Raw genomic sequence first — 22,681 nt, 5'->3', positions numbered from 1 at the left:
CGCCTGATGTCCCTGTTAAACCGGGGACATCAGTTAAGAACCGGAAAAAGCGCCTGGGGTTCGTTTTTTCTTGATGGAAAGTGAATCACCCAGGCGTAATTTCAGCCCGCTCGACCATCGAAACGATGCATTCAAACAGCTCATGCTTGGCCTCGTCCGCGCTGATTTCGCCGTTGGCCGCCGCATCGGACAACGCTTCCGCCGCCCCCAGCATCGCCCGCAGGCGCGCTTGGGAAAGGCGCCCGGTTCCGGCGAACGGTTCCAGCACCACCCGGCATTTATCCAGGAAGGCCCCTTCGTACTCCCTCTTGATGCGTTCGAGTTCTGGCGTGCTGCTCAAGGCCGCGCTGACCCCAGGAATCTCCCGCCCCTGAAGGAGGACGCATTCGACGAAGGAAGAAGCGATGACCTGCGCCCGGCTTTCCAGCGTCGGTTCACTGGCTTGGAGTGCAGCATCCATCAACGCGGTCTGCCTGCCATCGAAATCCTGGTAAAGCGCTGCCAGGAGGCCTGACCGGGTAATGAAGTGGTCGTAGACGATAGGCTTGGTAACCCCTGCCTGTTCCGCAAGCCGGGCCAACGTCAACGCTTCGCTACCCTCCTCCCGCACCAGGCGCCAGGCGACGTCGAGTAGCTGCCGTTGGCGATCCGCACGCGACAAGCGTCGACGGGGTGCGGCAGAGGGCTGTGAATGTTCATCAGTGCTTGACATGCTTACTTTACCAGCCGTAACTTACTGTTCGTAACTTAACCAAGCATACTCGCTTGACGTTGTGTGATGCCAGAAGGAGATTCGACATGCATGCCTTGATCGTTGTTGCCCATCATGATCCCCGTTCCCTGACCCATGCGCTGGCCCAAGCCGTCGGCAACGGAATCATCCAAGCCAATCCGGCCGATACATTCGAGATAGCCGACCTGGCGACCGAGGGATTCGACCCACGCTTCAGCTTCGCCGACCACGCGGTTCACCATCGCGAGGCGTCGCCGCCGGCCGATGTGCTGGCCGAGCAAGCCAGGATCGAGCGTGCCGATGCGCTGGTGCTGGTCTATCCGATTTACTGGTGGTCGACGCCGGCGTTGCTCAAGGGTTGGATCGACCGGGTATTTTCCAACGGCTGGGCGTTCGATTTCCGGCTCGGCGAGTCATTCTCCCAGCAGCTCCAACATCTGCGGGTCCATCTGTTGGCCGTCGGTGGCGCAGACGCGGACAGCTTTCAACGCCACGGCTATGACCAGGCGATGGTGACCCAGATTGAACATGGCATCTTCGATTACTGCGGGGCCCGCGTAGTGAGCTCCGAACGCTTGCTCGAGTCGGAAACGGTTGACCCAAAGACTCACCTGGACACTGCGCAGGCAATCGGGCAGCGGCTGTTCTCGACGACCGACGAGACGGCACGCGTCGGCGCCGAGGTCGAATGCGCCTGAACATGATCGCCATCAGAGCGCACGGCTGCCAGCCGCAGAGAGGACTGCATCGCGTTGGTAGATATCCGGGACGTACACCGCCCGCCCCTGGCTGTCCGCCTGCGCGGTCCAGTAGCCCAGCAGGATCGGCACGGGCTTGGCCAGCCTGAACTCATGAGTCAGTTCGCTGGCCAGCAAAGTGTCGGTGCGCGTGCGTTCGGCCGCAGTCACCAACAAGTCCCGCAGGTGCATGACTTGCTCGATACGCACGCAGCCTGAGCTGAACGCCCGCGGCCCTTTGCTGAATAACGCCTGGCTAGGCGTGTCATGCAGGTATACGGAAAACGGATTGGGGAAACGGATCGCCATTTTGCCCAGTGGGTTTTTCGCACCGGGATCCTGGCGCAGCATGAGCGTGCCGGGGTGGTCCCAGTCGACATTCTCCACCGCCACCGGCATGCCGTCCCGGTCGAGCACCCTGAGGTTATGTCGGCTGAGAAACTCCGGATCGCGACGAATCTCGGGCAGCTTGTCTTCGCGCATGATCGTTGGCGGGATGGTCCACGTGGGGTTGAGCGTCAAGCGCGTGATCCGCGATTTGATCAGCGGCGTCTGCCGTTCGGCACGCCCGACCTGGGTACGGGTTTGCCAGATTGGCGCGCCGCCCTGGTAAACCGTCAGTTGCGCCGCCGCGACGTTGACCAGCACGCTGTCCGGCTCGAGGTCCTGGGCAAGCCAGCGCATGCGCTCCAGGTTGATGCGCAGCTGTTCGCGGCGCATCGCCGGGCTGATGTTCAGTTCGGTGACGGTCCACGGCCCCACGACGCCATCGGCTTGCAGCGAATGATGAAGTTGGAAGCTTTTCATCGCATCCACAAGGCTCGGCCCGTAATGCTCATCGGTCTCGGGGGGCGGCACGCTCAGGTAACCCTCGTTGAACAATCGACGGGCCAGCGCTGGTACTCGGGCATCGCGTTTGTCCGGCTGCAACAGCGAGCCACCGGGCACCGATTGCCAGTCAGCCAAAGGCAGCTGCCGCTGACGGGCGTAGAGTTCGCGCAGGTTGCGATAAAGGTCGAGGCTCGGCCGGGCCTGCTCAAAAGCCTCGACAGGGTTGTGCAGGCCCGTCACGGCGAATTGCAACACCATGGCTTGACGGTCCGGCAACTGCGGATTGGTTTTCCAGACAGGTTCCAGACGCTTTTGAGGCAGATAACCGAAACGCAGGTCGTGCAGGGCCTGCAGATAACGCTCGCTGATGGCGATGTCGGTACAGGCGGCATTCGGGTAGGCGCCTTCGTCCGGCAAGCTGTAGCGCGCCGGATCCAGTCCATCGTCAGCCAATTGTTGAAGTTGGACCTGCAGCGCCTGTAACCGCCCGTCGTTCGACCAGAGTGCCTGGCCTGCGTTTTGCTGGTATAGCGCCTGCAAGCTCATCACTGTCGGAAAGTCGACACGGGCAGCCAGATCGGGGCAGTTGACCGACAGCTGCGCCAATGTGGTTTGCGCCAGCGCTGGATCGCCCTCCTCGGCTGCAGCGACCAATGGCGCAACGAGCAAGAAAAGGCTCAGGTAACATGCGGTCTTTTTGAACAACTGCTTTACTCCAATCCATGGCCGTCTCGTTGACGGTGAATTTTTGCGACAGGTACGACCCATCATCATGCAAACAAACACAATCGGATGGGATGCCGCAAACGAACGCCGCCCTCAGCTGTTTACGCCGGTATCGGGCCTACTGCGCCAACTTTGTCTGCTCATCACCGGCCTCGCCCTGATGTGCAGCCCGGCGCTGGCGGCAAAGCTCAACGCCCAACCTCTTTACAACAGCCTCGCCCACGCGGCGCCGGAACTCAATCCCCAAGCGCTGAAAAGTGCCTTGAGTGCGATGCAGTGCGCAGTCGCGAACGGTGCCCGACAGGCTCGCCATCTTGCCGTGATCGATTATTCGCAACCTTCGACGGCCCGGCGCCTGTGGATCTTCGACCTGCGCCAAAAGAAGCTGGTCCTGCGCGACCTGGTGGCCCATGGGCAGAAATCCGGGGAAAATTTCGCCACGCAGTTTTCCAACCGCCTGGGCAGTTACCAGTCCAGCCTGGGACTGTTCCGTACCCAGGAAAGTTACCAGGGCGCCCATGGCTATTCGCTGCGCATGGATGGCCTTGAACCGGGCTTCAACGACTTGGCCCGCGACCGCGCCATCGTCATCCATGCCGCCGATTACGTGAATCCGCTGTGGAGCGCACGCCAGGGCCGTATCGGGCGCAGCCTGGGCTGTCCTGCGGTGCGGCCGCAAGTGGCGCGCCAGGTGATCGACAAGCTCAAGGGTGGGCAATTCATGTTTTCCTGGTATCCCGACCCGGCGTGGCTCAAGCGCTCGGCTTATCTGAATTGCCAGCCGCAACAAGTGGCGAGCATTCTGGGGGCCAGCGAGGGTTGATGAGCGGGAGCAAGCTCCCTCGCCACGGGGATTGCGCCCGGTCCGCCTACGGTTAAAATGCCGGCCTTTCGAATCGCTGGCGTTGTCCGATGAACCCTGAAGCACTGCAAACCCTGCATACCCATTTGCTGACCGCCCTGGAATCGGTGCCCGAAGAAACCCGGCGCCTGTTCCATGGCCGCGGTCGCTGCTGGCCGGGGCTGGAGCAGATCACCATCGATTGGCTGCAAGGGGTGGTACTGGTTTCGCTGTTCAAGGAACCCGAGGCGGCGCAGCTGGAGAATTTGCTGTCAATGCTGTGCACCCTCCCCACCTCGCCCGCCTGGCAGCACAGCGCCGCCCATACGCTGGCGGTGCAGCACCGCTACCTGCCCGATAGCCTCACCCAATGGCTAGTAGGCGAACCGATCAATGAATGGACCCTGACCGAAGGCGGCCTGCGCTACCGAATCGACTTGGGCAAGAAGCAAAACAATGGCCTGTTCCTCGACATGCGCTACGGCCGCGACTGGGTGCGGTCCAACGCCGCCGGAAAACGCGTGCTCAACCTGTTCGCCTACACCTGCGGCTTTTCCGTGGCGGCGATTGCCGGCGGCGCGCAGCATGTGGTCAACCTGGATATGTCCCGCGCGGCGCTGAGTCGTGGCCGCGACAACCACCGGCTGAACGGGCATGACCTGGATAAGGTGAGTTTCCTGGGACACGACTTGTTCAAGTCTTGGGGCAAGGTGATCAACAGTGGCCCGTACGACCTGGTGATCATCGATCCACCCACTTTCCAGAAAGGCAGCTTTCTGTTGACCAAGGATTATCAACGCGTGTTGCGCCGCCTGCCGGAACTGCTGGCCGCTCACGGCACGGTCCTGGCCTGTAGCAACGACCCGGCCACCGGCCCGGATTTCCTCATCGACGGCGTCATGCGCGAAGCGCCGGGACTTGTATTCCACGCGCGCCTGGAAAATCCGCCGGAGTTTCCTGACGCCGATCTGGCTTGCGGACTGAAAGCGCTGGTATTCAAGCAGGCTACGCCTGGAGCTGAATGACATTTGAGAAGAGCCCCGTCGGGGCTCTTCATATTTACGCAGTTGGGAAGCTAGCGCGGTCGCTGCGGCCACCAGGGAATGACCAGGTCTGTTGTTATTCGTCGCACCAGGGCCTCGATTTCCCGGCTCCTGACCGAGCGATAGATCGCCATGGTTCGTCGCAACTGGTCTTCGGTCAGGGTCACCGGTTCGCCAGCCGTCCAATCTACATCTGCCACGGGTTCTAGCGTCGCACGGCGCCAGACAAGCTGGTCGTTTTCTGCGACTTGCTCCCACGCGCTGGGCAGGTCGGCATCCGGCCGTGCGAGGTTATCCAGCAGCACTTGGGGCCAACTGGACGGATTCACCGATTCGCTGTAGGCATCGATAATGGCTTCGTCTACGCCCTCCCAGGCCTCCAGGCCTTGCGTCCAGGCATCGGACATGATTCCGAGATAAGGCCGCCAGGTCATTTCCCCGACCCGAGGGTTTTGATCGTTGTTATTAAAGGTGTCCTGTGCATCGCTGAGCCAGTTGATGAAGGCCCCCCGGGTCATATGGGGCGGTCGCTCCAAGGCATCGGGAAAGCGCTCGACCTGCACGTGGGTCCAATAGGCGTGCTGGTCAACCAGGAAACTTGCGAACGGCACACCTTGCCGTGCCAGGCGAGCCCGTAGGACCGACTCGAACATCATCATGTGCACTTCAATTTCCCAGAGGTCCGGCTTTACCCTGTCCAGGGTCCGGTCCCGCAGACGCACGCGCAGTTCGGTCATCCGCTGATCGAAATCGGCAACGATCGTGGGTAAGGGTTCATTCGCGTTTTGATACTCGATCAAATGCTCCAGGATGCGAGCACCCCTCGTGCGATCCTGGAAGGTCAGGCCAACTGCCGCATGGGCATCCAGGCCACCCATCATCCCGGAAAACCAGTCGATGAAGCCACGGTTTACGGCGTCATCGCGAGCGACTTCCAGTGCGTCCCGTAGCCCCGGGTTGATATACAACCAATCGTCGACGGTGTATCTGAAAGCGCCGTTATCCCACTGGCGAAGTGCGTTTATTTGCGTGCTGGGCAGCGGATTGTCGTCGAGCAATACGCCAACGCTGCCCCCTTGCACCCGTTCGAGAACGGGCAGCAGGTCGTCCTGGATTTGGGTGATGCTGTTGCTGCTCAGGTCGATACTGTCGACTTCGATAGCCGATGACCTCGACAGCATCGTCAATGCCAGCGCCGGTACCCGTGTGAGCCCCGTATCGGACAGCTCCAGATCCTGTAGCGCGACAAGTTCAGGCAAGTCTGGCAAATCCCGGCAGTTATTGCCGTTGAGGCTCAGCTCCTCCAGGGCGGTGGCGCTTCGCAGGAATTGGCTCCCTTGCTCATCCAGACGCAAGCCGCAGCGTGATAGATCCAACGCAGTCAATTGGGGTAACTCGGTGATGGCCTGCAATTGCTGCTCGGTAAAATGCAAGTTGTCGGTCCATTCCAACTCGCGTAGCGAAGGAAGCTCGGCCAGGCGGCCGATAGCACTGACCACCGCGCTGCTGGCCGCTGCCCCGGTGCCGCTACTGACATGGGACAGGCTCAGGATTTCCAGATGTGGCGCTAGATCGGGACCGAGCAAGGGGGCAAATACGTCGGCGGTCATATTGAGTGGGTTAATGCTCAATGAGAGGTCCGTCAGCTGGCGCAGTTCACCGGTTGCCAGGGGTATCGCACTGAGCTGATTGCCCTGCAGGTACAACGTATCGATATTGGGAAACAGGCGCAGGAAGGCCGAAGGGTCTTCGCTCAGCCCCAGATCCATCAGGATCAATTCTTCGATGTGTTCGAAACGCACACTGATCGGCGGCAGACGCCCGATGTTGCTACCGTCCAACCGCAATACCATGTCGCTGCCTTCATTGCTTGGATCCGGCACACGTTGCCAGGCGCTACGAATTTGCGCGGCTACCGCCCTGCGCTGTGAGCGCCGGACCTCGACATTGACATTGCCTTCAGCGGGATGGTGCAGCCCTGGATGGGCTTCCCATTGATCCAGCTCGTTGTTGAGCGTGGCCCAGTCATTTTCCAGTTGGGCAACGAAGTTTCCCAGGTTGATATTGTGGCGCGTCGCCTCCTGGGTGAGGCTCTCTTGGAGAATTTCCAGATCCTCCCCTGCATAGGATGGGTATAACTGCTCAAGACGCGCCGCGAGGCCGCGGTTCCAAACATGCAGCGGCAGCTGTCCGCGCCCGCTGGCCGGATAACCCCAGCGTTCATTGATCCATTGCAGCCCAGCCCCGCCCTGGCCGTGGGGCTTCATCATCAGCAAGGGGCGCAGTCCTTGCCGGTCCTCCAAGGCTTGGGCAAGCAGTCGGGTCCGAAATGTAGCCCCTTCCCAAATGTTCAAGCCAAGGGCTCGGCGAGCATCGTCCGGCATCGCCCTGAGCAATGCATCCTCCAGGCCCGGCGCATCGGCGAGTTCGTTGCCTTCCTCGTCAAAGGCGCGATATTGCTCGTTCTCCTGGCGGATGATTTTCCAGGGTCCGGCCTCACCCACCTCGATTGGGCGAGGCGCTTCACGCGCAAACAGGCGCAGCCGCACCCGGCCACGCAACTGGGGGGCACGGCCCACCAGGCCCATGATGAGACGATCCCGGTCGACGCTGCTTTCGCCGCGCTCCAGGTTGCGCAAGGCACGGCTCAGGCGCAGCTCACGCAGGGCCTCGGCGCACTGGTTACCCAGGCCCTCGCTCACGCGCCCCTCCAGCAAACGCGCCCGGTCCCGGCCCGCCGCATGGCCGGCGAGCTCATTGGCCATCGATGCGGGCAAGCCGGGGAAATCCCGCGCCAAGGGCGCAGCCAATGGATCAAGCTCAGGCCGGGAAGCCATGTCGCTGATTATCCGTTGCGTATTGTTTTCCAACTGCCGGGCCCAGCGTCCAGCCAACAGGCGATTGCGCTCCAGCGGGCTCAGGCCGAAGCTGTTTTGTCCGAGCAAGGCGGTTTGCTCATTCATCTTGAGGCGATCCAGAATGCGGGCCGCCCAGGCGTCATTTTCCAGGTCCCATTTGCTCAGTGAAAGCACCCGCGTGCTGGCGGGATTGCCCATCGGGTAATATTGCGCGCCGTCGTGATAGCGCAGCGCAACGTCCCGCGGCCATCCAGGAAGTTCTGCGAGCATTTGCACGCCACGGAAATGCACTTCGCCGGGCGCTTGATTCTGCTTCAGGCGCTGAATGGTCCGGTGTACCCAGCTCCAATTGCGCGTTTCAACCAGTGCGTCGGCGAGCACAGCGGGCATCGGGCGTCCCTCGACTTGCAGATACCGCAGATGCGCCTCGCTGATGCCGACCTGCCGCTGCACCGCCAATAGGGTGTTGTCGTCCAACTCGGCTGGCGTCTCGGCAAAGTTGTGCAGCAGTTGCAGGTTGTTTCGGTGCAGGGGATTTTGATGGGCCCAGCGCCAACCGCGGGTACGGCTCCATTCCAGCGGCGGAGTCACTCCCCGGTGCCCGGCAGGCAGCCGCAGTTCCACGGAGCTCCCTTGTCCCTGGACCTCAAAATAATGATCGTCGATACGGACCCACGCCTCGCTTGGCGTGCGCCATACACCCCAGGCGTCCTGTTCGGCCTCCATGCCAGGCAGGCGCCGCGTTTGGAACGGTGTGACGTCGCCATTCCACAAGCGCAGGGTGCCATCCTTCACCGGCATGGGTTCGATGGCCGCCCCGGTGAATCCGAGGTAGGCGCCCTGGGCGATGCCGAACAACACATTGAAAATGTGATCGATACCCTCCTGCGCGTGCCCTTCGTTGAACGCCTGGATGCCTTCGAAGATTTCATACACCAGCCGCACGCCCCCCACCGCCGCTGCCGCCATTCCGATGGGGGCGCAAAACGGAACGAAGCTGGCGGCGAGCATCAGCGTCTGCTCAGCGATGCGCTCCCAATATTCGAGCCGATCCATGAGCGCTTGCCAGTCCTTGTCCCTGGTGGAAACCATCAGCGCCGAGGCATTGGCGAAGGTGTGCCCGCGCCATTCGTGGTAACGATTGCTCCAGTGTTCTTCGCGGATATAGCCCAGGCCCCAGGCGACGCGTGGCGCCGGCACACGAATACGTCCGTCGTCTTCACCCCGCTCGCCTTCGCGCCAATGGCTAATGCGGGCATTGATTTCCTGGAATAGATTCAGGTTGTCCTTTATTTCCCACTCCACCTGATCATGCAAGGCCATACCCAGTTCGGCCTGCAAGCGCAGCGGGAAGTAATTCATCAGGCTTGTGCGATAGCTGCGTTTGCGCACCCGCTCGGTCAACTCGGCCGACATCGCCTGCAAGCTCGAAAACTGCATGATCGGTGCAACGACGTCATTGGGCATGTGCAGGACCACCGGGCGAACGCCCTTGGCATCACCCTTCACGCCCCAGTAGACGCGCACGCCAAACAGCGGCACCGACAATAGTTCCAACGTCTTGAACTCACACGCCAAGGGGACCGTCGGCTCCACCTCAAGTTGCACCCCGGCCGATGCCAGCAGCCGCTCGCCAGTTTTATCGAGGCGCCCGTCCAGCTTCGCCTCGTAGGCATCATAGGCAAGCTGACTGCGGGCATAAGCCTTGTAAGCGGTGGGAGCCGCAGCGTCCTGGCCGGCGATACGCGGCAACTTGCTTTCAAGCAACTTACGGTAGGTGCCCCCGACATCCACACGTCGGCACACCTGGGCGAATTGGGCGGGAGACAGGGGCATGCCAACCGTATCCGACCGTTGTCCCCATCGATAATGTTCGTCTGGCTTGCGTCGGACGTAGAGCTGCCCTTTCCTATCGAAGTCGCTGTTGACGACCGCATCGGCGGGCGGAAAATTTCCCATGGCGGCTTCCACCACGGTCGATGAAGGGTCGATCACATAGGGGCCGCGCTTGACCCGTGCCCGGCGAACCGCATCCTTCGCGCTCGCACCTATCACCGGGCCCCAGGCCTGCATTTCGGGTTGGGCCTGGAGCTGATCGAGCGTGTAGTCGTAAGGATCGGGCCAGTCCTTGACCAGCGCATTGAGCGCATCACTGTCGCGTTGCAATTGTTGGGCGAGCGCTTTCAAACGCTCCTGGCTCGCTCGCGTGGCTTGGGTTAACCAACCAGGCAGGCGAGCCTGGATGAGCTCTACATGGGTCTTGAGGGTGGACATGATTCACCTCCTTCCTTGGGGGCTGTTGAGTGGTTACCGCCAGGCCATGACCTGGCGATCATGCCGACTGACGACGCCCTGACAGGAGGAACGCAGCCGGCACAGTTTTTTCAGAACGGTTTTCAGACAGTTGAAGCGGGCGCCCGCACCGGCCACCAGGGAACGACCAGATCGGTCGTGGTGCGACGAACCAATGCATCCATTTCACGGCTCTTGACCGAGCGGTAGAGGGCCATGGTCCGTCGGAACTGGTCGTCGTTGAGGTTGACCGGCTGGCCTGCGGCCCAATCCACATCGGCCACGGCCTCGAGGCTGGACCGACGCCAGGCCATCCGCCCGTTCACCGAGACATACTCCCAAGCGCTAGGCAAGCCGGCGTCCGGTTGCGCCAGGTTGTCCCGCAACACCTGGGGCCAACCGGACGGGTCCACCGGTTCGCTGAAGGCGTCCACCAGATCGTTTTCCACCGTATCCCAGATCGCCAGCCCATCGGCCCAGTCCCGGGACATCAGCCCGAGGTAGGGGCGCCAGGTCATTTCCCCGACGCGAGCCGCTTGATCGTTATTGTCGAAACTGTCCTGGGCAGCGCTAAGCCAATCGATGAAGCGCTCTTGCGTTATCCACCCATTGCGCTGGACGGCATCGGGATACAGGGCGGTCAGAATGAAATTCCAATAGTCGTAATGCTCGTTCAGAAAACCTGCAAAAGGCACGCTTTGAGGTGCAAGGCGGGCACGCTGGATCGCAGTGAACATCGTGAAGTGCACTTCCAACTCCGCGATATCCGGCTGCTCCCGGTCCAGGATGCGAGCTTGCAAGCGGCTGCGCAGGGCCCCCAATTGCTCGTCGAAGTCCCCAAGCCGGGGCGCGAGCTCGGCGTAGACGGTGCCATAACCCGTGTAATGCTGGAGGACCGCGCCGGCCCTCACCCGGTCGTTGTAGGAAAGCCCAGTATCGGCGCGGGTACTGGCTTCGGTCATCGCGGTGGAGAACCAATCGATGAAACGCCGATTGCCGGCATCGTCGCGAGCCGCCTCCAGAGAACTTTGGAAGGTAGGAAAACTGTCCAACCAGGCATCGACCGTGTAGCGAAAAGCGTCTGGCTTGAATACGCGAAGCGCTTGGATCTGCGCACTGGGCAGCGGGTTATCGTGAAGAAGCAATACCAGGCCGTCAGGATCTGGCCGGGCGCCAAGCGCGGGAAGCAGCTCGCCCTGAATGTTGTTGATGCGGTTACCCTTGAGGTCAAGAAAAGCGTTCTCTGAAGGATTGGCAAGCACGGTCAGTGCCAGGGCCGGCACCTTGTCGAGCCCGGTTTTGGCCAGTTCCAATTCCCGCAGTTGCGTCAGTTCGGGCAGGCTGGGGAGATGGGTGCAGTTATTGCCGTTCAAGCGCAACCTTTTCAACGACGTGGCCGTGCGCAGAAAGGCACTGCCTGCCTCATCCAGCCGCAGGCCACAACTCATGAGATCCAATGCGAGCAGTCCGGGCAAGGCCGTGATTGCCTGCAACTCCTGGGGGGTAAAATGCAGGTTCTCGCTCCATACCACCTCGCGCAGGGAAGGCAGCCCGGCCAGGCTATTGATGGCGGCGATCATTGCGGCGCTGGTCGACGATTCTGCGTTACTGCTGATGCCGGACAGGTCCAAGGCTCGTAAATTAATCGCCGAATCGACGCCAAGCAAAGGCGCAAACACCTCAGCGGTGATGGCAAGGGGATTGTGGCCCAATGACAGCTCCATCAACCCGCGCAGCTCGCCCACTGCCACGGGAATCGCCGTGAGGAGGTTATCGTCCAGGCTCAGCATATCGAGGTTGGGAAACAGCCGGAGAAAATCCGAAGGATCTTCGTCCAGGCTCAAGTCCGCCAGCGTCAGCTCTTCGATGTGGTCGAAATTCGCGTTGATGGGAGGAAGCCGCCCGATGCCATGCCCCTCCAAATGCAAGCTTATCTCGCCGCCCTCCCGATGTGGGTCGGGTGCGCGCCGCCAGGCACGGCGAATTTCCTCTGCCACGGCGGTACGCTGGCCGACTCGCGCCTCGGTGTCATAGAGGCTTTCCACGGAATGATGGGCCTCATTATGAATCACCCATTGATGCAATCCTTCGTCAAGCGCAGTCCATTGGGCCTCCAATCCGCCGAGCAAATCTTCCAGGCTGATCCCCTCGCGCCGCGCCTGCTCGGCCAAAGTCAGCCGAAGCCGCCCCAACGCTATGCCTGCGTGGCTGGGGTACAGTTGCTCGAGTCGATGGTCGAGCCCCTGGTGCCATTCCTGCAGCGGAATTCGCCCGCGTCCGCTAAGCGGGTAACCCAAGCGTCCATTCAGCCACTGGGGACGCGGGCCGTCATCACCGATGCCTTTCATCGACAGAAAGGATCGCAATCCCTGCCGGTCCTCCAGTGCCTGGGCGAGTAGCTGAGCGCGCAGCTTGTCCGCTTCCCAGATATTCAAGCCCAACGCCTGGCGCGCGTTGTCTGGCATGGCTCTGAGCAAGGCCTCCTCCAGCGCCAGGGGGCCAGCCAGCTCTTCACCATATTCGTCAAAGGGGCGGTATTTATCGTCTTCCTGGCGAATGACCTTGATGGGGCCTTCTGCTTCCACTTCGATCGGCCCTCTCAGCTCCCGTGACCATAGGCGCAAATGCAGCCGGCCTTGGGCCTGCGGCGAGCGGCCGAGCAGGCCCATGACAATGCGATCACGATCACCGCTGCTTTCACCGCGTGCCAAGGCACGCAACGCACGGCTCAGGCGCAGCTCGCGCAAGGCTTGCGCGCACCGTTTGCCCAAGCCTTCATTCACTCGGCCATCGAGCAAGCGCAGTCGGTCCTGGCCGGTGGTCTCCCGGGCAAGCTCATTGGCGATGGATTCCGGCAAGCCGGGAAAGGCTCGGCGTACTGGCGCGGCCAAAGGATCGAGCAAGATGGGTCGGCGCATGCCCTTGGTCAGCCGAGCGGCGTTGCGCTCCAATAGCTCGGCCCAGCGTTGAGCCAGCAGATGACTGCGTTCCGCCGGACGCAAGCCGAAACTGCTTTGCCCGAGGATCGCGGCCTGCTCATCCGAGTCAAGGCTGACCAGCACGTAGGACGCCCAGACATCGTGCTCCAGGTCAGCCTTGGTCAGGCGAACAGAACGTGTGTTGGCCTTATTCCCCACGGGATAAAGCGTCACCTCGTCGTAATAGCGCAGCGTCAATTTCTTCGGCCAGCCTGGCAGTTCAACCAGTGTCTGGACGATCCGAAAATGTTTGCCACCCGGCGCCTCATCACGACGCAGACGCTCGATGGTATGCCGCAGCCATTGCCAGTTTCGGGCCTCATCCAGCGCGTCGGCGAATATGACCGGCAACGGCTGTCCCTCGACTTGCAGGTAGCGCAGATGTGCCTCGCTGATTCCGACCTGACGCTGCAGCGCAAGAATCGCCACGTCATCGAGTTCGCCAGGCGTCTCGGCGAAGGACCGCAACAGCTCCAGGTTGCCCCGCTGCATCGGGTCACGATGGGCCCATTGCCAACCGCGGCCACGGCTCCACGCCAGCGGAGGCCTGATGCCACGGTGCCCGACCGGCAATCGCAGGTTCAAGGCATCGCCGGTGCCTTGGACTTCGAAGTATCGATCGTCGATTCGCACCCAGGCCTTGTCGGATGCTCGCCAGACACCCCAGGCATCCTGCTCGGCCTCCACGGGTGGCAATCGTCGCGCCTGGAAAGGCGTGACATCGCCATTCCACAAGCGCGTGCTGCCATCCTGAACTTGCATGGGCTCGATGGCGCCGCCGATAAAACCCAGGTAGGCACCTTGAGCGATTCCGAACAATACGTTGAAGATATGCTCGATGCCTTCCTGGGCATGCCCTTGATTGAATGCCTGGATGCCCTCGAAGATTTCGTACACGAGGCGTACGCCGCCTACCGCCGCTGCCGTCATGCCGATGGGCGCACAAAACGGGAAGAAGGTCGCGGCGAGCATCAACGCACGCTCGACCAGGCTCTCCCAATAGGCAAGGCGAGCCAACTGCGCCTGCCAGTCCAGATACCGGGTCGGGACCATCAGCGTAGCCGCGTTGTCGAGGACTTGGCCGCGCCATTCGTTGTAGCAAGCGGTCCACGGTTCTACACGTAGATCACCCATGCCCCAGGCAACCTTGGGCATGGGAATCCGGATACGTTGACGGCTGCCATCCTCGCCCCGCTCCCCGTCGCGCCAGCCGGTGATCCTGGCGTAGAGCTCCTGGATCACGTTGGGGTTGTTGTCCACCCGCCATTCCACCTGGTCATGGAGAGCCGTCCCGAGCAAAGCCTGCAGACGCAACGGAAAATACTCCATCAGGCGCTCGCGATAGCGGCGCCTGCGTACCCGCTCAGTGAGTTCGGCGGACATGGCTTGCAGGCTGGCAAACTGCTTGAGGGGCGCCACTTCATCGTTGGGAATGTGCAGGACAATCGGCCGTACGCCGCTGGCGTCCCCTTGCACGCCCCAATACCCCCGCGCGCCAAACAGCGGCACCGACAACAGCTCCAGGGACTTGACCTCGCAGGCCAGGGGGACGACGGGCCGCTCTTCAAGTTGGATGCCAACGTGAGCCAGCAACCGCACGCCGGTTTCATCGAGGCGCCCGTCTAGTTTCGCCTCGTAGGCATCATGAGTCAGCTGGCTGCGTGCATACGCCATGTAGACGTTGGCGATGGCTGGAATTTCGCTGCCGATGCGCGGCAGCTTCCCTTCCAGCAACTGGCGGTAAGCCCCGCCTACGTCCACTCGGCGACACAGCCGCGCGAACTCTGCCGGGCTCATGGGTAAAGGCGCGGTGTCCGACGGCGCGCCCCATCGGGTAAATTCCTGTGGCCGCCCCTGAATGAAAAGTTCGCCCTTGGTATCGAACTCACCGCCGATGACCGCATCGCCGGGAGGATAATTGGCCATGGCCGCCTTGATCACCGACAACGTGGGATCAATAACGTAGGGCCCGCGCCTGACCCTCGCACGGCGTATCGCGTCCGCGTGGTCGCCGACGCCGTTTATTGGACGCCAAGCCTGTATTTGCGGCTCAGCCTGCAGCAGTTCGCTGGCGAAGGCTTCCGGTGCAGGCAAGTCGACCAGGAGCGCATTGAGCGCATCGCTGTCGCGCTGCAATTGCTGGACAAGCACCTTGAAGCGCTTCTGGTCCGCACGGGAGGCTCGCTTCAACCAGCCTGGCAGCCTGGCCTGGATGAACTCGATATGGGTAGTTTGAATGGACATGGCAGACCTCCTTCCTTGGGGTCGATTTAGCGTTCGAAATTTTGAGCACGCTCAGCTCAGGTGCGGGGGATGCTCTCGGAAACGATCACTTTTTGAAACCATCGAACCGTTGCAAGGGGTTACACCACCAACGTCAACCACGCCGACACCAGCAGCAACACCGCCATGATCCGGTTGAAGCGCCCCATCGCCACGGCGGAACGGCAGAACCTTGCGGCGCCCCGCCCCAAGTAAGCCCAGGCGGTCATGCATGGAATGGAAATCGCGAAAAAGGCCAGGGACAGCCAGAGCACCCGCACGGTACGGTCCGCCTCGGCACCAGCGAATACGCTGACCACCGCCAGCGCCATCATCCAGGTCTTTGGGTTTACCAGTTGCAAACCGGCCGCTCCCACCAGCCCAAGCCGTGGACCTTCCACCGGTCGATCCGGGTCGATGGCCTCCGCTGGTGCGCTGAAAATCTGCCAGGCCATCCAGCTCAGCCAGGCGATGCCGGCCCAGGACAGGACCGTTTGAATCGTCGCGTGCCGCGCCAGCACATCACCGAGTCCGGTGCCCACCAGCAACACCAGCAGCGCCGCCGCCGCGCAGGCGCCGAGGATGATCGGCCATGTGGTCGCCAGGCCGTAGCGCGAGCTGTGGCTCAGCACCAGGATATTGGTCGGGCCCGGAGTGATGGAAGCGACAAAGGCAAACAAGGCAAACGGCAGCAACTGGTCCATGAAGAAATTTCTCGGTAGATGATCGTGAAGCTGATCATCCCGACGCGGCCGGGCTCAGTCTGGAACAATTGAGCAGCGTTTTCGATAATCCGCCGGGCTCAAGCGATAGGCGCGCTGGAACCAGCGGCCCAGGTGACTCTGATCGGCAAAGCCGAGCATGGCCGCCACGGTCGCGGCGCTTTCACCGCTGGCGAGCAAGCGTCGCGCCCGGGCCAGGCGCAGCTGGATCAGGTACGCATGGGGCGCCAGGCCGAAGGCGGCCTTGAACGCACGACTCAGGCGAAAACGATCCACGCCGGTGACGCGGGCCAGGTCGTCCAGGCCGATGTCTTCGCTCAAATGGCAGTGCAGGTAATCGCGGGCTTGCTGCGCGACCAGCGGCAGGCGCGGGTCGGGATTGATCCGTGCGCGCCAGTGCAGGTGTTGGGTCAGGTTCGACAGCAGCGTGTCGAGGGCGGTCTGGCGGACGATCAGAATTTCCTGCACATGCAGGCTCTGGAAGGCCGTGGCCGTGGCCCATGCCAATCGTGCGTCATCGTTGAGGGTGGCGGCAAAGCCCAGCTGGGCATGGTCCGGGGCTTCTTCGAACAGTGAACGCAGCTCCCGCTCCAGCCATTGAGGTTCCAGATACAGGGTGCGATAGGTGAAGCCGTTTTCGTGGGGGGCATTGCCATCATGCAGCTCCCCCGGTTCCAGCAGGAACACCTTGCCTGGTGTGCTGTTGTGTTGCTGTTGCCGGCAATGGAACTGCTGCACGCCCTGCTCCGTCACGCCCACCAGGTACGCATCGTGCCAGTGCGGATCGTAGGCATGGCCCTCGAAATGCGCGCGCACGGTCTCGATGCCGGACGTGGCGTCCTGCTTGAGATCGATCCAATTGCGCGCTGTCATCGGCTGCCTCGCTTATGTCTCCGCTTGGGCAGATTAAACACTGTCGCCGGCTCAGTCTGGAAGATTTGTGCAGTTGTGCGGGAGCGATCCTGCTCGCTCCCAGCGGGAGACCCAGCCTTACGCGTCGGGTGTAATCAGCGGCAACACCGCCTCCACCGCCAACCGCGCCAGTTCCGCATCTTCCTCGGCCTTGACGCCGGACACCCCGATGGCGCCGATGCACTGGCCGTCGTGGCGGATCGTCACGCCCCCTTCGAGCATGCCCTGCAGATGCGGCGCGCTCAGGAAGGCGATACGACCACCGTTGATCATGTCTTCGAAGACCTTGCTGTCACGTCGGCCCATGGCGGCGGTGCGGGCTTTTTCAGTGGCAATGTAGGTCGATAATGGCGAGGCACCGTCCAGGCGCAACAGCCCCAGGGGATGCCCGCCGTCGTCCACCACGCAGACCGAAACGGCCCATTGGCGCTGGTGCGCCAGTTCCTTGGCCGCTACCAGAAGCTGAGCGACGTCCTGTTCCGTGAGTACCGCTTTGGTTTTCATGAATCACTCCATGCTATGCATCGTGAGGCCCGCCAGCCAACGCCGCGGGCCATGAACATGGCGAGGGTCATTCGCCATAGATATCGAAATCAAAGTACTTCTGGCGAATCCGGTCGTAGGTGCCATTGGCGCGGATAGTCGCCAACGCCTGGTTGAAACGGCTCGCCAACGGATCGTTCTTGCGCACCGCGATACCAATGCCAGTTCCGAAGTATTGTTCTTCGACGAAGTTTGGGCCAACAAATTCGAAATCCTTGCCTTCGGGACGCTTGAGCAAGCTTTCGTCGATGGCCACCGAACTGGCCATGGTCGCGTCCAGGCGCCCGCCCAGCAGATCGAGAAAGACTTCGTTCTGCGAACCATAGCGGATCACCTCGGCGCCGACGGGGGCAAATTTCTCGGTGACGTAGCGATCGAAATTGGTCGCCCGCTGCACACCAATCCGCTTGCCCTTGAGCTGCGCCGGAACGTCAGTAATGCCACTGCCCTTGCGAAACACCAGGCGCGCCGGGATACGGTAGTAACGATTGGTAAAGTCCACCGATTGCATCCGTTCGGGCGTGATCGACATGGACGAAATCACCGCGTCGACTTTCTTCACCTTGAGCGCCGGGATCAAGCCGTCGAACTCCTGCTCTTTCCAGTCGCACCGAACCTTCATCTCGGCGCAGAGCGCTTGGCCAATGTCATAGTCAAAACCGACGATGGCGTTGTCCGGGGTTTTCGAGGCAAATGGCGGATAGGCCGCTTCGATGCCGATGCGCAACGAGGTTTCGGCGGCGTGCAGGTTGGCGCCGAAGGCCAGCAACGAGACGAAGCCCAGCTTGAGTGCAATGCGTTTAACGTTCATTCATCAGCTCCGGATGCGATGTTATTGATGTCGGACGCTCCAGGTGAAGTCATCCGTTATGGCAGCAGCAAACGTGAACAAAGCGCGGGCGACAGCTCTGGCGGTCGTCTTGCCCGGTAACGGCACAGCAGCGGTCCGGCGGCGTTAAATCGCCGCGGTCACAATCAGTTCCAGCAGGATTTGCGGGTCGTCGAAGGCCACCTGCGCGGTGGCACGCGCCGGGGTGTGTTCGGCGTCGACCCAGTCGCTCCACAAGGCATTCATCGCCGCGAAATCCCGGCCCATGTCTTTCATCCAGATCTGCACGCTGAGCAGGCGACGCTTGTCGCTGCCCGATGCGGCAAGCAATTCATCGACCCGTTGCAGCACTTGGCGGGTCTGGCCCTGGATGTCCTGGCTGCAATCGGCCGCGACGATACCGCTGAGCCAGGCCACGCCGTTGTGCACGACGCTGCGGCTCAGGCGCGGGTTGCTTTCGATACGTTGGATGGTCATGACGGTTCCTCGACTGAGTGATGTTCACCGGCCAGTTGGGCCAGCGTGATGGGTTTGAGCGGTGAGCGAATGCGGTAATAGCCCACCTCGGCGGGCGGCACGCGGCGATGGGCAGCGATGATCTGGGTGACGGCCAAGCCGCATTGACGGCCCTGGCACGGGCCCATGCCGCAACGGCCGAAAGCCTTGGTCTGGTTGGGGCCCAGACAGCCGAGGTCGACATAGCGGCGGATCTCGCCGGCTGTGACTTCTTCGCAGCGACAGACCATGACGTCGTCGTCGGGAATGCAGCCCTGCGTCGGGGGGCGATACAGTGCGTCGATCAGCGGTCGCGCGGCGCGGGCACGGCGCAAGGTTTTGTGAAGGGCACTCATCCGGTTGGCCTGGCCGGCAATCGCCAGGGCCGCCAGCCGGCCTTCCAATCGAGCCACCTGAGCGCCGCCGATGGCACCGCCGTCCCCGGCAATATAAATGCCCGGCGTACTGGTTTCGCCCGCGCCGTTGCGACGAGGGATCCAACACAGCTGCGACTCGCTCCAGTCATGTTCCAGGCGCAGCGACCAGCTGATTTGCGTGTGAGGCACCACGCCTTGATGCAGCAGGATCAACTCGGCAGGCACCCGGTGAGCGTGCCCGCCCGCGTCGAAAGCCAAGGCGCTGGCGCGGCCTTCGCCCTCGGCCCGCAGGTTGCTGGCTCGGCGAAAATGACGGATGCCGGCACGCTGCAGTTCAGCCAGCAACGCGGCGCCTTTGAGCAAATCGCGCCAGCCGCGCAACGCCCCGGGAATCAAACGCCAGGCCCGCGGGAAGTCACGACGACTGCTGGTATCAACCAGCGCATCGATTGCGATGCCGGCGCGCAGGTACTGCACCGCCAGCAGATACAACAGCGGACCACAACCTGCCAGGACCACCGGACCCGCCGGCACCATCGCCGCGCTTTTGAGCAGGATCTGCCCGGCGCCGGCGGTCATGACACCGGGCAGGGTCCAGCCGGGAATCGGCATCGGACGTTCGAAGGCGCCGGTGGCGATCAGCAAATGTCGCCCCTGTATGACCCGCGCACGCCCTTCGATCAGGTAATGCACCTCACGTTGCGGCGTGACTTGCCAGATCGCCGCGTTGGGCAGGTAACGGGCGCCGCATTGCAGGAAATCTGCCGCCAGCGTCGCGCCAGCGCTGTAGTCATTGCCCAGCACCGCGCGGCTGCGGGCGTCGGCCTGAAGCACCTGGCGATAAATCTGCCCGCCAGGACTGGCCTGTTCATCCAGCACCACTACCGACAATCCATGGGCCCTGGCTTCGACGGCCGCGCTCATGCCGGCTGGTCCGGCACCGATGATGACCAGATCGATCTCGAGCTTATTCATCGGTCCCCTCCTCCTGCGCCAAGTTGGCGGCACCCCGTTGGCGGCGCACACGCATGCCGGCGCGCACCGGCACCAGGCAAGACTGGACGTTGGCCTGGCCATCCACTTGCACCAGGCATTCGAAGCACACGCCCATCAGGCAATACGGCGCCGCGGGCCTGCCGCTGACGGCGCTTTCACGGGTATGACGGATGCCACTGGCAAGCAGCGCCGCCGCCAGGGATACATCGCCTGGCACATTCATTGACTGGCCTTCAATCTCGATCAGCACGCTGTGCTGCGCGGCTGCCAAAGGCCGGAACAGGCGGTCAGCTGACATGACGCACCTCCATTGGCGAACTGAAGCGGTGCAGGCCGAACGGCTGTACGGCCGGATCATCGAATTCACCGGCGATCCACGGGGCCAGGCGCAAGGCATGGGCGGCCGCCAAGGTCACGCCGCTGTGGCAACTGACGACCGACAGGCCCGGGCAGCTTGAGGACGTTTCGTAGATCGGAAACCCATCGGCGCTCATCACCCGCAGCGCACCCCAGGCCCGCACCAGCCGTACATCGCCCAACTGGGGAAAACACTGCACGGCGCGGCGTGCGATAGCGGCCATGACTTGGCTGCCGGTGCCGTCGTCGAAACCGGCGGATTCATGGGAGTCGCCCAACTGCACCGTGCCTTCGTCGGTCTGGCGTACGTAAGTGGTGGGGTAATGCAAAAAGGGCTTGAGTCGCTCGGTCACCAGGATCTGCCCACGGTTCGGCTGCACGGGCACGTCCAGGCCGACCATGGCACCCAGCGCGCGGTTGCCGAGGCCGGCGGCAAGAATGACCTGCCGGCCAAGCCAGCGCTGGTCCCCGGCGCGCACCTGGAATCCCTCGGCGTAAGGTTCGATTGCGTCGACGTGATAGCCGTTGAGCAAATTCACACCGCGCGCCCGACACGCTGCGTAGAGAGACCGCAACAGCTTGAGCGGATTGACGTGACCGTCCATGGGCGAAAAACATCCGCCCACCACTTCTGGACCGACGCCCGGCAGACGGCTGCGCAGTTGCGCCGCGTCCAGCAGCTCGTAGGGGTAATCACCGTCCAGGGCTTCGTGCAGCCAGGCCAGGCGAGCGGCTTCCTCGGCCATCTCCGCCTCGCTCAGGCACAGCTGGAAACCGCCCTGCTGGCGCAGATGAATATCAATGCCCGTATCGGCCTGCAACGCTGTGGCGAACCGCGGCCACAGCGTCACCGACTCGCGCGTCCATGTTGCATACGGGCTCATGCCGTAGCCCTTGCCCTGGACCCAGAGCAAGCCGAAGTTGCCCCGGGCGGCGCGAATCGCGTCGTCGCCCTCATCGAGCACGTTCACTTGGCGTCCTAGCAAGGCCAGGCCATAAGCGATGGACATGCCCACCAGGCCACCGCCGACAATGATCACATCAGCTTTTTGCATGAGCGCTCTTTTATCGTTTTGCCGGCAGGATTGTTCGCCAAGTAGGCGCACTGCGGCTCGATTTAGTTAATGCAGCCGATCCTAGGACGATGACTTACGCTTGAGAAATGCTTTATTTTGGTAAGTTCATGTCTTTTTGTTATGGGATTGAACGCGCTATGAACCTTCGTCAACTGGAAGCCTTTCGCGCAGTGATCCTTGGCCAGACGGTGACCCGTGCCGCTGAAATGCTGCACATCTCCCAGCCCGCCGCGACCCGGCTGATCGCCAGCCTGGAGGAAGACATCGGCTTCAGCTTGTTCGACCGCATCAAGGGCCGATTGCAGCCCACCGCCGAGGCCATGACCCTGTATCAGGAAGTGCAACGTTCGCTGCTGGGCGTGGAGCGTATCGCGCGCACCGCCCAGGACATTCGCAACCTCAAGCGGGGTTCGCTGCACATCGCTTGCGCGCCGGCCATGGGCTTGTCGTTCCTGCCACGGGCGATCGCCGCGTTCATGGCCGAGCATGACCAGGTGCAAATTTCATTGGTCGTGCATTCCTCGCGAGAAGTCGTGGATCTGGTGGTGGGCCAGCGCTGCGACCTGGGCCTGATCGTCTTGCCGAACACCTACCCAAGCCCCCGCGCCGAAAAGCTGCTGGCGACACGCATGCTCTGTGCCTTGCCCGCCGGCCATCGCTTGCAGGACCGCCAGACGATCACGCCGGAAGACTTGCAAGGCGAGCGGTTCATTTCCTACCCGCAGTCCATCGGCTCGCGCCAGCACATCGACGCGATCTTCGCCGCCCATGGCGTGGAACGTGAGCTGCGCCTGGAAACCCAGCTGTCCCTGCCGATGTGCATGTTCGTTGAACAGGGCTTGGGCGTGGCCCTGGTGGACGCCATCAGCGCCGTTGAATACCAAGGCAACGGCATCGTCTTCCGCGCCTTCGAACCGGCGATTGAGATGGACTTCAGCATGCTGCTGCCGATCCACGGACCGCTGTCGAAACTGCAGGCGAGCTTTCTTGAGCACACCCAGCGATTCATCGAGGCGCAGGTACCGACGCAATACCGGTTCTAGGATGCCAATGGATCCATTGATGCGTACTAC

The 22,681-nt window shown here is 62.1% G+C and carries 16 protein-coding genes; 4 read left to right on the top strand and 12 right to left on the bottom strand.

Features of this window, described 5'->3' with window-relative positions; translation table 11 throughout:
* Positions 1-85 precede the first annotated feature (85 nt).
* The gene (locus HU762_RS02220; RefSeq protein WP_186632301.1) at positions 86-712 is read right to left on the bottom strand and encodes a TetR/AcrR family transcriptional regulator; all 627 of its coding nucleotides are present in this window, start codon (positions 710-712) and stop codon (positions 86-88) included.
* An 86-nt stretch (positions 713-798) separates the two neighbouring features.
* On the opposite strand from HU762_RS02220, the gene HU762_RS02215 reads away from it, so the two are divergent.
* Positions 799-1,431: an NAD(P)H-dependent oxidoreductase gene (locus tag HU762_RS02215; protein ID WP_186632298.1), complete on the top strand. Its 633-nt coding sequence runs from the start codon at positions 799-801 to the stop codon at positions 1,429-1,431.
* Positions 1,432-1,443: 12 nt separating this feature from the next.
* Here the strand turns inward: HU762_RS02215 and HU762_RS02210 are convergent, their stop codons facing one another.
* The gene (locus HU762_RS02210) at positions 1,444-3,006 is read right to left on the bottom strand and encodes a L,D-transpeptidase family protein (protein WP_186632295.1); all 1,563 of its coding nucleotides are present in this window, start codon (positions 3,004-3,006) and stop codon (positions 1,444-1,446) included.
* Between the two features lie 181 nt (positions 3,007-3,187).
* On the opposite strand from HU762_RS02210, the gene HU762_RS02205 reads away from it, so the two are divergent.
* Entirely contained in the window at positions 3,188-3,850 is a 663-nt protein-coding gene (locus HU762_RS02205) for a murein L,D-transpeptidase catalytic domain family protein (protein WP_186632954.1), read from the top strand.
* Positions 3,851-3,939: 89 nt separating this feature from the next.
* Entirely contained in the window at positions 3,940-4,893 is a 954-nt protein-coding gene (locus HU762_RS02200) for a class I SAM-dependent methyltransferase (RefSeq protein WP_186632292.1), read from the top strand.
* 50 nt (positions 4,894-4,943) lie between these two features.
* Here HU762_RS02200 and HU762_RS02195 read toward each other — a convergent pair whose 3' ends face one another.
* From HU762_RS02195 to HU762_RS02150, 10 genes are all read right to left on the bottom strand, one after another.
* A complete protein-coding gene (locus HU762_RS02195; protein ID WP_186632288.1) occupies positions 4,944-10,043 on the bottom strand; it encodes a leucine-rich repeat domain-containing protein in 5,100 nt (1,699 codons plus the stop codon).
* 122 nt (positions 10,044-10,165) lie between these two features.
* Positions 10,166-15,283: a leucine-rich repeat domain-containing protein gene (locus HU762_RS02190; RefSeq protein WP_186632285.1), complete on the bottom strand. Its 5,118-nt coding sequence runs from the start codon at positions 15,281-15,283 to the stop codon at positions 10,166-10,168.
* 119 nt (positions 15,284-15,402) lie between these two features.
* Positions 15,403-16,005, bottom strand: a complete 603-nt coding sequence (locus HU762_RS02185; protein WP_186632282.1) for a LysE family translocator — start codon at positions 16,003-16,005, stop codon at positions 15,403-15,405.
* A 54-nt stretch (positions 16,006-16,059) separates the two neighbouring features.
* On the bottom strand, positions 16,060-16,896 hold the full coding sequence (locus HU762_RS02180; protein WP_186632279.1) for an AraC family transcriptional regulator: 837 nt from the start codon (positions 16,894-16,896) through the stop codon (positions 16,060-16,062).
* Between the two features lie 117 nt (positions 16,897-17,013).
* On the bottom strand, positions 17,014-17,439 hold the full coding sequence (locus tag HU762_RS02175; protein ID WP_186632276.1) for a heme-binding protein: 426 nt from the start codon (positions 17,437-17,439) through the stop codon (positions 17,014-17,016).
* A 67-nt stretch (positions 17,440-17,506) separates the two neighbouring features.
* Entirely contained in the window at positions 17,507-18,289 is a 783-nt protein-coding gene (locus HU762_RS02170) for an ABC transporter substrate-binding protein (RefSeq protein WP_186632273.1), read from the bottom strand.
* 144 nt (positions 18,290-18,433) lie between these two features.
* On the bottom strand, positions 18,434-18,784 hold the full coding sequence (locus HU762_RS02165) for a RidA family protein (RefSeq protein ID WP_186632270.1): 351 nt from the start codon (positions 18,782-18,784) through the stop codon (positions 18,434-18,436).
* Complete coding sequence (locus HU762_RS02160) at positions 18,781-20,154, bottom strand: FAD/NAD(P)-binding oxidoreductase (protein WP_186632268.1); 1,374 nt, start codon at positions 20,152-20,154, stop codon at positions 18,781-18,783. The genes HU762_RS02165 and HU762_RS02160 overlap by 4 nt, the downstream gene beginning before the upstream one ends.
* On the bottom strand, positions 20,147-20,473 hold the full coding sequence (locus HU762_RS02155; RefSeq protein WP_186632265.1) for a (2Fe-2S)-binding protein: 327 nt from the start codon (positions 20,471-20,473) through the stop codon (positions 20,147-20,149). The genes HU762_RS02160 and HU762_RS02155 overlap by 8 nt, the downstream gene beginning before the upstream one ends.
* Positions 20,463-21,587, bottom strand: a complete 1,125-nt coding sequence (locus HU762_RS02150; RefSeq protein ID WP_186632262.1) for an FAD-dependent oxidoreductase — start codon at positions 21,585-21,587, stop codon at positions 20,463-20,465. The genes HU762_RS02155 and HU762_RS02150 overlap by 11 nt, the downstream gene beginning before the upstream one ends.
* Before the next feature lie 158 nt (positions 21,588-21,745).
* On the opposite strand from HU762_RS02150, the gene HU762_RS02145 reads away from it, so the two are divergent.
* Entirely contained in the window at positions 21,746-22,651 is a 906-nt protein-coding gene (locus tag HU762_RS02145) for a LysR substrate-binding domain-containing protein (protein ID WP_186632259.1), read from the top strand.
* Positions 22,652-22,681: the final 30 nt, after the last annotated feature.

The organism is Pseudomonas sp. SWRI92, assembly GCF_014268685.1.
Classification (GTDB): Bacteria; Pseudomonadota; Gammaproteobacteria; order Pseudomonadales; family Pseudomonadaceae; genus Aquipseudomonas; species Aquipseudomonas marvdashtae.
This window is presented reverse-complemented; position numbering and strand designations above follow the sequence as displayed.

Bases quoted from the DNA above. Each gene is read 5' to 3' on its own strand.
- HU762_RS02170 (WP_186632273.1), bottom strand. From the start codon at position 18,289: ATGAACGTTAAACGCATTGCACTCAAGCTGGGCTTCGTCTCGTTGCTG.
- HU762_RS02200 (WP_186632292.1), top strand. From the start codon at position 3,940: ATGAACCCTGAAGCACTGCAAACCCTGCATACCCATTTGCTGACCGCC.
- HU762_RS02155 (WP_186632265.1), bottom strand. From the start codon at position 20,473: ATGTCAGCTGACCGCCTGTTCCGGCCTTTGGCAGCCGCGCAGCACAGC.
- HU762_RS02215 (WP_186632298.1), top strand. From the start codon at position 799: ATGCATGCCTTGATCGTTGTTGCCCATCATGATCCCCGTTCCCTGACC.
- HU762_RS02205 (WP_186632954.1), top strand. From the start codon at position 3,188: ATGTGCAGCCCGGCGCTGGCGGCAAAGCTCAACGCCCAACCTCTTTAC.
- HU762_RS02160 (WP_186632268.1), bottom strand. From the start codon at position 20,154: ATGAATAAGCTCGAGATCGATCTGGTCATCATCGGTGCCGGACCAGCC.
- HU762_RS02180 (WP_186632279.1), bottom strand. From the start codon at position 16,896: ATGACAGCGCGCAATTGGATCGATCTCAAGCAGGACGCCACGTCCGGC.
- HU762_RS02175 (WP_186632276.1), bottom strand. From the start codon at position 17,439: ATGAAAACCAAAGCGGTACTCACGGAACAGGACGTCGCTCAGCTTCTG.
- HU762_RS02150 (WP_186632262.1), bottom strand. From the start codon at position 21,587: ATGCAAAAAGCTGATGTGATCATTGTCGGCGGTGGCCTGGTGGGCATG.
- HU762_RS02165 (WP_186632270.1), bottom strand. From the start codon at position 18,784: ATGACCATCCAACGTATCGAAAGCAACCCGCGCCTGAGCCGCAGCGTC.
- HU762_RS02145 (WP_186632259.1), top strand. From the start codon at position 21,746: ATGAACCTTCGTCAACTGGAAGCCTTTCGCGCAGTGATCCTTGGCCAG.
- HU762_RS02220 (WP_186632301.1), bottom strand. From the start codon at position 712: ATGTCAAGCACTGATGAACATTCACAGCCCTCTGCCGCACCCCGTCGA.
- HU762_RS02185 (WP_186632282.1), bottom strand. From the start codon at position 16,005: ATGGACCAGTTGCTGCCGTTTGCCTTGTTTGCCTTTGTCGCTTCCATC.
- HU762_RS02195 (WP_186632288.1), bottom strand. From the start codon at position 10,043: ATGTCCACCCTCAAGACCCATGTAGAGCTCATCCAGGCTCGCCTGCCT.
- HU762_RS02190 (WP_186632285.1), bottom strand. From the start codon at position 15,283: ATGTCCATTCAAACTACCCATATCGAGTTCATCCAGGCCAGGCTGCCA.